The sequence below is a fragment of the Rhodococcus sp. KRD162 genome, assembly GCF_017168335.1.
Lineage (GTDB): Bacteria > Actinomycetota > Actinomycetes > Mycobacteriales > Mycobacteriaceae > Rhodococcoides.
Map to the genome: position 1 here is coordinate 1 of NZ_JABFAU010000081.1, position 9,264 is coordinate 9,264.

A 9,264-nucleotide genomic window follows, 5' to 3' on the forward strand; every position below is an offset into this window, starting at 1 on the left:
GTGCGGTCCGACTCGGGGTTCGCTGTGCCAACCTCACCGCGTGCCTGAGGACTGAGCGGAGCGCTTCCGCGCCGGACAGCCAACGCACACACTTCCTCACATACGTGGGGATTGCTCGCAATCCACCATCACCGACCCACAAGCGCACCTCACCGCACTGACCACCGGAATCGGAGCAGCCCGCGCCTACGGCTGCGGCATGCTCCTGACCATGCGCCCCAAAACCCGAAACTAGCCCCCAACGAACCACCTCGGCCCGCCACACGCACCACAGCACCTTGACAACAAAACAGACGAAACCTCCCCTACACCCAGGGGAAACTCACCACACACAGCTGACGACGACCATCGCAGCAGTGCCCACAACCGACCGCCCCCACAACCGTTACCGCAGACTCCAAACCTCCCGAAAACAAGGGGGGATTGCTCGGACACAGCATTATGGACAGACTGCGTGGAAGTAACTTCCCCATACTGGTGGGGATTGCTCGCAACGATCCGGCGGTCAGGTGGTAGGTCGGCAAGCCTCCGCACGTACGTAGGGATTGCTCGCATGACATTCCGCCCGCTCTGATGCTCAGATCAACCTCCCCACATACGTGGGGATTGTTCGGAACGAATTGTCGCTTTCACGATTGCCACCGAAACCTCCCCGCATACGTGGGGATTGCTCGATGTGTCGATGGAGCGCGTGGGCGCGGCGTTGAACCTCCCCACGTACGTGGGGATTGCTCGGTCACACACGGAAACAATGGCTGGCACGTTCAAACCTCCCCACGTACGTGGGGATTGCTCGGAACCACGCCACTGCTGCAATAAAAAACAGCAAACCTCCCCACGTACGTGGGGATTGCTCGGGAACAGGCGCTGGTGGACGCGGACGGACCGAAACCTCCCCACGCACGTGGGGATTGCTCGACGAATGATGCAGCGCTTGCTCCGACCGGCGAACCTCCCCACGTACGTGGGGATCGCTCGGACACCGCACCTGATGCAAACCATCAGCGACGTAACCTCCCCATGTAAGTGGGGATTGTTCGAACGCCCAGCCCGCAGCGCCCACCGCACCGATAGCCTCCCCACGTGTGTGGGATTGCTCGGTACGCAAAACATGTTTCCAACAACATCTTCCAACTTCCTCACGGATGTGGGGATTGCTCGCAATCCACCTGCACCGGCACCGATCGCCGTACCATCCCCCACGCACGTGGGGATTGCTCGTAGCGCCAAGTGCTTTCGGGTATACCCGTGTTAACCTCCCCACATACCTGGGGATTGCTCGACAGTGGCCGTGGAACGAGGAGCGTATCCAGCAACCTCCCCACATACGCGGGATCGCTCGACAACCCGGTACTGCCTGTCGCCGACGATGAGAATCGCCCCATATACGTGGGGATTGCTCTGTGAGGTTCACCCCGAAAAGTGGACAGTGGTCACGCGGCCATCGAGGTCGCGGTCAGTGACTGTTCGTAGTCCGTGGGGCTGAGCATCCCGATCGTGGAGTGCCGACGTCGAGTGTTGTAGAAGTTCATCCAGTAGTCAACCGCAGCAACCAATTCGGCGGCATGGACGAAGATGTGACGATAGTAGTATTCGTGCTTGAACGTCGACCACAGACTTTCGGCACCGGCGTTATCCCAGCATATTCCGGTATCTCCCATCGAACGGCGCAGCCCGTATCGCTCGCACGCCTGCTTCATGATCTCTGCAGTGTACTGACTTCCTCTGTCCGAGTGCATGATTGTGCCGGCTACACCGCCGCCGCGCGCTTCGACGGCCATGTCCAAGGCTGCGATGACAAGGTCGGTCCGCATATGATCCGCCACCGACCATCCCAGAACCTTCTTCGAGTGCTCGTCCTTGATCGCACACAAATACATGTCACCTTCACCGCAGGTCAGGTACGTGATATCGGATGTCCAGACGGCATCGAGCCGGCCTTGATCGAACTGCCGTTGCACCAAGTCGTCCGGAAACGAGGCGAGCGGATCGACGACAGTGGTGCGAATCTTGAATGTCCGCGGGCTGATCCCGACGATGCCGAGTGATCGCATGAGTTTGGCGACAGTCTTCTCGGTGATGATCTCTCCGCCGTCGTGCAGTTCGGCGGTGATCCGAGGGGACCCGTACACACCTTTCGATTCTCTGTGGATGTCGAGGATCTTCACTTCCAAGTCCGCGCGGCGCTGTTTCCGTTCGCCCAATCCTGTTCGAACACTGAGTCCTTGGTTTTTGTAGAAGCCGGAGGTCGAGACATCGAGGAGCCGCGTCATCCGGTGGACCGCGAAGTTCGCGCACTCCGCAGCGATCAACGAGTAGCGCTCTACTTTTGTTGATTCGCCGCAAAGTACGCGGACGCTTTTTTCAGGAATGCGATGTCTTTCTCCTGTTCGGAGACCTGCTTGCGCAGCCGAGCAAGCTCGGTGCGTTCGGCGGCAGTCAACGGTTGATCGCCAGACTCTGCGGCAGCATCGACGCGTCGTCGTTCGTCGGCGACCCAGCGTCCGAGCAGGGCTTCGTTGATGCCCAGTTCACGGGAGACCTCGGCGATCGTGCGGCCGGAATCGATCACCCGGTGGGCGGCCTCGACTTTGTACTCGGTCGTAAAAGACCTGCGAGTGCGGGACATGAGGACATCCTCCCAGCGGAACCCTCGGTCCCGCTATCTCGGTGTCCACCATCCGGGGTGAACCTCACTGCACACATTCCTCACCGCTAGCCGCCCCATCCCTCCCCTCCACGTACGTGGGGATTGCTCGAGCTCTCGCCATCCGCGAGGCGGGGTGTAGACAACCTCCCCACGTACGTGGGGATTGCTCGGAGGAACCTCTGCTGGCCGCACTACCGGTGATTAACCTCCCCACGTACGTGGGGATTACTCGAAGCGTCGGGCGGATCTGATGGCCATTCCGAGAACCTCCCCAGGCTGGGGATTGCTCAGTACGCAAAACATGTTTCCAACAACTCCTTCCGTCCCCCCTCATGCGTGGGGATTGCTCTTTGGTTGAGTGCTCTGAGCTGAACATCGTCTACCTTCCCCGCTTGGGCGGGGGCGTCAAGCACAGTTCGACGCAGGCACGCACCGCACTACTGACGCACCTCCTAAGACGTGGAGATCCCTCGGAGACTGGCGGGCCGTGCGGGTTAAGCGCACAGACCTCCCCACGTACGGGGGGATTGCTCGCCGCCATCGGCCGCCACCACCACCGGGCACTGAATCTCCCCACGTATGTGGGGATTGTTCTGTTGAGCGGGTCAACACGAACCCACCAATTTTAATCTCCCCACGTACGTGGGGATTCCTCGACATACGTGGCCCTGGCTGGGCTCCCATGTCAACCTTCCCTCGTACGGGGATTGCTCTGTAGCCCAAAGACTCCGGTGCCGTCACCACTGAACCTCCCACCTGTGTGGGGATTGCACGGATACGAACCGGGTCTGGCAACACCCGAACGCGACGTCCCCAATCAGGTGGGAGTATCCGAAACGTGCGGTCCGACTCGGGGTTCGCTGTGCCAACCTCACCGCGTGCCTGAGGACTGAGCGGAGCGCTTCCGCGCCGGACAGCCAACGCACACACTTCCTCACATACGTGGGGATTGCTCGCAATCCACCTGCACCGGCACCGATCGCCGTGCCATCCCCCACGTACGTGGGGATTGCTCGACGCTCACGATGTACCTCGCAACCCTCGACGAAAACTCCCCACGTACGTCGGGATTGCTCGAACAACGAGCAGGTCATCCAGATCGCGGGCGAAACCTCTCCACGTACGTGGGGATTGCTCGAAAAGCCACGCGGGCCAATTCGTTCCCGAACTAACCTCTCCACATACGTGGGGATTGCTCGTCGTAATCCCAGTTCGGGATCGGCTGCGTCGGAAGCTCCCCACGTAGGTGGGGATTGCTCTTTGGTTGAGTGCTCTGAGCTGACCATCGTTTACCTTCCCCGCTTGTGCGGGGGCGTCAAGCACAGTTCGACGCGGGCACGCTCCGCGCTACTGACACACAGTTGCAGCGATCCTCCATCCAAACGAGTGCATCGTTGCGGTACTGGGAGACCAGACCGCACCACAAGTCTGGAAGGTCCGAAACTGGGAAACCTCAACCAACCCGCCCCGCGTCCGTGGGGATTGCTCGGGCACCGGCATGCGTTCGCGGGGTCGTTCGACAACCTCCCCACGTATGTGGGGATTGCTCGTGCACGCCCGCATGCGCGGGATTGTTCGTAAGCGAAGCCGCCACTGGGGCAGCCGTGACGGACCTCCCCACTTACATGGGGATTGTTCGTCGATCGGCTGACCCAAATCGCCAGCACCCTAACGTCCCCTGCACGGGGGTTGCCCGAAAGGGCTCCCCACGCGGACAGTCCGGATGCGAATCTCACCATGCGAGTGGCGAGTGGCGAGTGGCGAGTGGCGAGTGGCGAGTGGCGAGTGGCCGGAGGTCGGCAAGCTCAACATTTCGACTTCCCCACGCGAGTGGAGCTCGCTCGACTTATCCCCCAGACGGTGCTTGCGAGCCCGCAACCTCCTCCAGACGAATTGGGGTATCGCTCGTGGGTAGCGGCATCCCGATCGCGAAGTTGAAACCTTCCTGAGTGTGCGGGGATTGATTGGGGACCCGACTGGGCTGGGCGGTCACCCGATCCCAATCCTCACGCGGGCGTGGGATCTTTCGAGGACATTTTGCGATGATGGATGTCCAAAGGATTTCTCCCCACCTGTGTGGGGATTGCTCGGTGAACGCGTGGGTGTTCGTGACGAGAATCGGTACGTCCGGATATGTGGAGATTGTGCCGAAAACGGCTTTGTGATCTCTCTGCTCCGGAGACCCCATTTCCCCGTGCTGGCGGGGATTGCTCGCACACAGTTGGAGTGTCCAAGGATCTGCGAGGAGTGTCGCCCGCGCTATGCGGGAGGTGGGTGCGTAGGGATCGTTCGAGGTGGACCGGCGATTTGCCTTGTCTCCGGCGCTTGCCACCCTCCCCATTATTCCTGGGGATCGCTCTGACGACGACGGATACATCGTGCTCGTCTATCAGCTTCCCCGCACATGGGGTGCTTCTCCCCACAAATGTGGGATTGCTCGGTCGGCCAACCTCGGATCAGGCGGCGTCACGAGATCGTCCCGCTCCATTGCGGGATCGTTCTGGGAACTGGTTTCGGACCTGCGGCGGAGCGGAATTGGTGAACCGGCCCTCGGGCCGGATATCGGCTCGGTTCGATGAAAAGCTCGACAGTGCAATCGGTTTGTCGCTGCGACGCCGACCTGTTGGTCTCCAGTAGATTGCCCCATTTTTGTCAAAGGGCAGGTCATTCGGTCCGACTATATGGCTGTGAAGGCTCGGATTACGAGGCCAGCACCTGCAGCGATCATCATTGCGAAGCAAATGGCTGCGAATAGGAGAACCTGGCTCGCGAACATCTCGACGAACGCAATGGTAGACCACACTCCCACAAGCCCTGCAACGAAGAGTGTCGCGCCAGCGGCCATGGTGGCGATCCGTTTCATGGGTTGCAGGGTACCTGCCGTGTTGATCGGACGACGGCAGGAGTCGTTGAATCCGATTGAGGGACAGACACAGCGGGACAAAGGTGCCATCGCTGGGACGAGTCGCTGGATGTCGTCGTCGAGTCAGCCTACGGAAGCCGTGGGCGCAGAACCGTGTCCGGCAGTTCTTGCAGAACGTGCGGCGAGAGCAACGATGGCTTCACTGACCACATCAGGTTGTTCGAGATGTGCGAGGTGTCCAGCCTTCGGGATTCGCACGAAGAGCGTGTCTCGGTTCAATCCAGACACGAGATGTATCGAATTGCGTAGTGGTGTCACGTAATCGGCGTCTCCACAGGCGACGATTGTGGGAATCGTCGACAGGGTGTTGAGCGCGTCGGAGGTGTCTTGGTGTTGGAGAGATTCCAGAAAACCTGCGCAGGTTGCGAGCCTGGTGCTGGTGATGACTCGGTGAGTGTGTCTGCGAACGTGCTTCGGGATTGCGCCGCGGCCGTACGTGATGTGGTCCAGGGCAATCGGCGGAATTACCGCGGAGAGTGGACATGAGCCGAGAGGGAGGCGAGCGCTGACGGCGCGCAAGGTGTTGATGACGGGCGTGTTGACGATCGGAAACAGTCCGGCCGTCGCGAGCCCCCGCGCAGAGGTGGAGATCAGTGCAGCTGCCGCGACGCGCGATCCGATCATCTGAGGGTACTGGCGAGCATGCGAGAGGATGCTCATCCCTCCCATCGAGTGTCCGACGAGCAACGTGGGACCGGACGGAACGATCGCATCGAGAATGGATTGCACGTCGCGGCCGAGCTGGTCGATGGTGCACGAGTGCGCTGGTGGAGTCCCCGATTCGCCGTGTCCGCGCTGATCGTAAGCGACGAGTCGCACCTCATCGCCCCAGTGGCTGCGCAGGTACGCCAATTGCGGAGCCCACGTTGAGGTCTGCAAGCAGAATCCGTGGGAGAAGACCACCGTGAGCGGGGCGGATCGTGGTCCCCATTCCCTCACTCGTAGCGGCACACCGTCTTCCGTGGCGATGGTCGAAGCCTCACCGGACATCAGAGTGGTCGTTGCTGTGTGATCGATGACGTTCATGGTCAACTCCTACTGGACGATCGGTGTCTCGTTGAAAAATCCAGTGATGCAAGCGAATTGCTTGAAGTCAGTGTTGCAGATTTCGGTGTGCCGTTGTCGTGTTGTGGCGCAGAGCGATCGATGCATCCCGTGCACGCGTGAGTCAATGCCCGCCGGTGCGTCTGGATCTCGCGTTGCCGCCGGAAACGCGCCCGGCTGTACGCCCGCGGCTGCATGAACCGCGGGCGGCGAGACCTTACTACGATGGTCGAGTGCGCAGACTTGTCCTCACAATGGGGAATCTCGATGAGCGAACGGATAAGGGTGGGGCGAGTGGCCGTGTCATTGAGATCCGATATGGACAGTGGGCGTGCGACATTCAGTGTGGTCGTGCAGACGGCGTGCGAAGATGCGCTGTCGGGTGGGGAAGCGATCGAGAACGTGTCCCTCTGGCTTGATGATGGAACGGTTTTCGAGAATGTGGAGGTTGAGGCGATCCGTGGGTCGGTGCTTTTCGTCGGTGGCTGCGGGGGAGAAGTTCAGGAAGTGAACGCGGACAGTGTCATCAGGATGGTCGTCGGCGCTGCCACGAGCGTCCTATGTGGTGGTGTCTCGCGCTAGAAGGTCAATGCGCCAATCCCTTTCGGAAAGTGGGCCATGAGATGACGAAGCAGCTCTACACCGGGTTGACCGTCGGAGCGATGGTGTTCGCCGGGGGTGTCGTGTTGACGGGGTTCGCCCTGAACGTATGGACGGTCGTCGCGGGGATCTTCGCTATCTGCGCCGGTTTCATCGCATGGATTTATGTCCGAGGCGATGTCGAGAGGACCGACCACAGTGGTGAATTCAGGTTGTCGAGAGAGGACCGGATGTTCGTTGATGAAACACGCGCTGCGTTGGCCGCGCGCGATGCTCTCCCGCCAGAGAAGCGAATCTGGTACCGAGCTCCACGGTTTTCGGAGAACTTCGGACCCATACAAAGCGAAGACGGTGAATGGTACTTCCCGAAATCTCCCATCCTCCCAGGCGACCCACTTCCGCCCGAGGCGAAGGAATAGTCATGTCCCACAGCGAGAGTTCGGATGCCCCGCCGATCCACGGCGCTGCGGCGGTGAAGGACACCAGCAAACCCGGCTGGATCGCCCGCACCATCTTCGGAACAATTGGCCTCGCTGCGGCAATCAGCCTTCTCACCATGGGTAGCACCCGGACGACCATCGCGGGTGCGGGTCTAATTGTGGTGGCAGGTTTTCACTTCGTTGCTGCGTTCAAGCTGCGTCGACAGGCTGCCAGGCTACAGGCTGCGAATACCGCACGCAGTCTATAGTTTTCGCTGCCATTTCGCGCCTTACCGGAGACGTGAGAGCTGCTGATCGCCGCTGGCGGATCAGGCCAGCGGGGGCTCGGTGTGTCGCCCGTACAACAGCCACGCCATAGGGCCCACTAGTGGAAGTATGAGGATCCCGATCAGCCATCCCGCGCAATGTGTGGGAGTGAGCCGATTTGCCCCAGCGCATGTGACGAGGGCTGTGAGAAATGCGGCTGCGTAGAGAACCAGCAGTGCCGCGAGCGCCCACACTGCAACTCCGTTCAACATTTTGTCTCCTTAGCTGGCACGTAAGCTCGGCAACTTTCTGCAGGAAATCAGCCCGATTCGGCGAAACCTCGCAAGACCTACTACCGGTTGAATCAGAGCTTGCAGTCGTTGCTTCCGGCCCAAATTGGACTGTCGGCTATCTTCCGAAACTTCGGCGATCCACCGATAGAAGAGATCCTGAGCATCAACCAATTCCAGATTCTCACGGCTCCCTCTCACGTAGTGGTTCACTGTCCAGCGTAACCGACCGAAACGACTCTTTCGGTCGGTGGGCGGTATCTGGTCGACGTCATTCCGATACGCGCCGTGTTGCGTGCAGAGCGCAGTCACCACGCTCGGTGATCCTGGTATCTGGTCAGGCGGGGACAGGCTCGTGGACAGACGCTGGATGCCGCCACAGAGACAAGGTGGCTGCGCCGATGACGATCGCGAGTGTCACCAGCGCGGCGCTCGTCCAGAGCGGTGGCGCGGTAGCTCAGACCCACCCCGATCGCCAGCCCGCCGAGTGCCGGTCCCAGTGCCGCACCGACGTTGAACGCGGCCGTAGCGAACGATCCACCCAAGGTCGGTGCCCCGTCGGCGAGTGCATTGATCGTCCGCGCCCCCATGCCGCCGGGATAACCCCCGGGTTTGACCGTCGGAATGAAAGGGCGATCAGAAGGTGGGTTGATTCTCCGAGTATTGTTCGATGATTTCGACGCTTCGGATCCCACAGTCCCTCTGCACCTTGACAACAAAACAGAAAAACCTCCCTACATCCGTGGGCAAACCAACAGGCAGCTGTTGACGGCGATTGCTGCGGTGTCTAGACCGACCGAATCGGGCTCCTGTTGAGTATTCAGAACTTGGCGCCCTCAATCGTGAACACATGCCTAATCTCCCCACAGGCGGGGTTACTCGGCGACGCCCCACGACTATCTCGAATGCGAATCTCCCTGAGTGAGATTGCGCAATCTCGCTAATGGTTGGGTCCCCAGGTAGAAGTCCAGTGTCTGTGTGAGTTTCGTGTCCGAGAATGGACACAGGAGGAAATTCACGAATCATGGCACGCAGACACACCCCCGAGCAGGTCATCGCCAAAGTCCGGCA

General features: G+C 60.3%; 9 protein-coding genes. 4 read left to right on the top strand and 5 right to left on the bottom strand.

The window, feature by feature from the left end:
* The first annotated feature begins 127 nt into the window (after positions 1-127).
* Positions 128-235: a type I-E CRISPR-associated protein Cas6/Cse3/CasE gene (locus J1M87_RS29550; RefSeq protein ID WP_374222431.1), complete on the top strand. Its 108-nt coding sequence runs from the start codon at positions 128-130 to the stop codon at positions 233-235.
* A 1,198-nt stretch (positions 236-1,433) separates the two neighbouring features.
* Here J1M87_RS29550 and J1M87_RS27530 read toward each other — a convergent pair.
* From J1M87_RS27530 to J1M87_RS27540, 3 genes are all read right to left on the bottom strand, one after another.
* Entirely contained in the window at positions 1,434-2,372 is a 939-nt protein-coding gene (locus J1M87_RS27530) for an IS3 family transposase (RefSeq protein ID WP_230793658.1), read from the bottom strand.
* Positions 2,324-2,629, bottom strand: a complete 306-nt coding sequence (locus J1M87_RS27535; protein WP_029256938.1) for a transposase — start codon at positions 2,627-2,629, stop codon at positions 2,324-2,326. The genes J1M87_RS27530 and J1M87_RS27535 overlap by 49 nt, the downstream gene beginning before the upstream one ends.
* A gap of 3,007 nt (positions 2,630-5,636) precedes the next feature.
* Complete coding sequence (locus J1M87_RS27540; RefSeq protein ID WP_206492824.1) at positions 5,637-6,599, bottom strand: alpha/beta fold hydrolase; 963 nt, start codon at positions 6,597-6,599, stop codon at positions 5,637-5,639.
* A 285-nt stretch (positions 6,600-6,884) separates the two neighbouring features.
* On the opposite strand from J1M87_RS27540, the gene J1M87_RS27545 reads away from it, so the two are divergent.
* From J1M87_RS27545 to J1M87_RS27555, 3 genes are read left to right on the top strand one after another with little or no spacing between them, the layout of a single operon-like run.
* Positions 6,885-7,199 carry a hypothetical protein gene (locus tag J1M87_RS27545; RefSeq protein ID WP_206492825.1) on the top strand — a complete coding sequence of 105 codons (315 nt, stop codon included), beginning with the start codon at positions 6,885-6,887 and terminating at the stop codon, positions 7,197-7,199.
* 41 nt (positions 7,200-7,240) lie between these two features.
* A complete protein-coding gene (locus J1M87_RS27550; RefSeq protein WP_206492826.1) occupies positions 7,241-7,636 on the top strand; it encodes a hypothetical protein in 396 nt (131 codons plus the stop codon).
* A gap of 2 nt (positions 7,637-7,638) precedes the next feature.
* Complete coding sequence (locus J1M87_RS27555; RefSeq protein ID WP_206492830.1) at positions 7,639-7,905, top strand: hypothetical protein; 267 nt, start codon at positions 7,639-7,641, stop codon at positions 7,903-7,905.
* Positions 7,906-7,965: 60 nt separating this feature from the next.
* Here the strand turns inward: J1M87_RS27555 and J1M87_RS27560 are convergent, their stop codons facing one another.
* Entirely contained in the window at positions 7,966-8,175 is a 210-nt protein-coding gene (locus J1M87_RS27560) for a PLD nuclease N-terminal domain-containing protein (protein WP_206492827.1), read from the bottom strand.
* Positions 8,176-8,501: 326 nt separating this feature from the next.
* Positions 8,502-8,783: a hypothetical protein gene (locus J1M87_RS27565; RefSeq protein ID WP_206492828.1), complete on the bottom strand. Its 282-nt coding sequence runs from the start codon at positions 8,781-8,783 to the stop codon at positions 8,502-8,504.
* Positions 8,784-9,264 lie beyond the last annotated feature (481 nt).

What these genes read in the sequence shown, in the direction of transcription:
- J1M87_RS27535 (WP_029256938.1), bottom strand. Translation starts at nt 2,629, where the DNA reads ATGTCCCGCACTCGCAGGTCTTTTACGACCGAGTACAAAGTCGAGGCC.
- J1M87_RS27540 (WP_206492824.1), bottom strand. Translation starts at nt 6,599, where the DNA reads ATGAACGTCATCGATCACACAGCAACGACCACTCTGATGTCCGGTGAG.
- J1M87_RS27545 (WP_206492825.1), top strand. Translation starts at nt 6,885, where the DNA reads ATGAGCGAACGGATAAGGGTGGGGCGAGTGGCCGTGTCATTGAGATCC.
- J1M87_RS27550 (WP_206492826.1), top strand. Translation starts at nt 7,241, where the DNA reads ATGACGAAGCAGCTCTACACCGGGTTGACCGTCGGAGCGATGGTGTTC.
- J1M87_RS27555 (WP_206492830.1), top strand. Translation starts at nt 7,639, where the DNA reads ATGTCCCACAGCGAGAGTTCGGATGCCCCGCCGATCCACGGCGCTGCG.
- J1M87_RS27560 (WP_206492827.1), bottom strand. Translation starts at nt 8,175, where the DNA reads ATGTTGAACGGAGTTGCAGTGTGGGCGCTCGCGGCACTGCTGGTTCTC.
- J1M87_RS27565 (WP_206492828.1), bottom strand. Translation starts at nt 8,783, where the DNA reads ATGGGGGCGCGGACGATCAATGCACTCGCCGACGGGGCACCGACCTTG.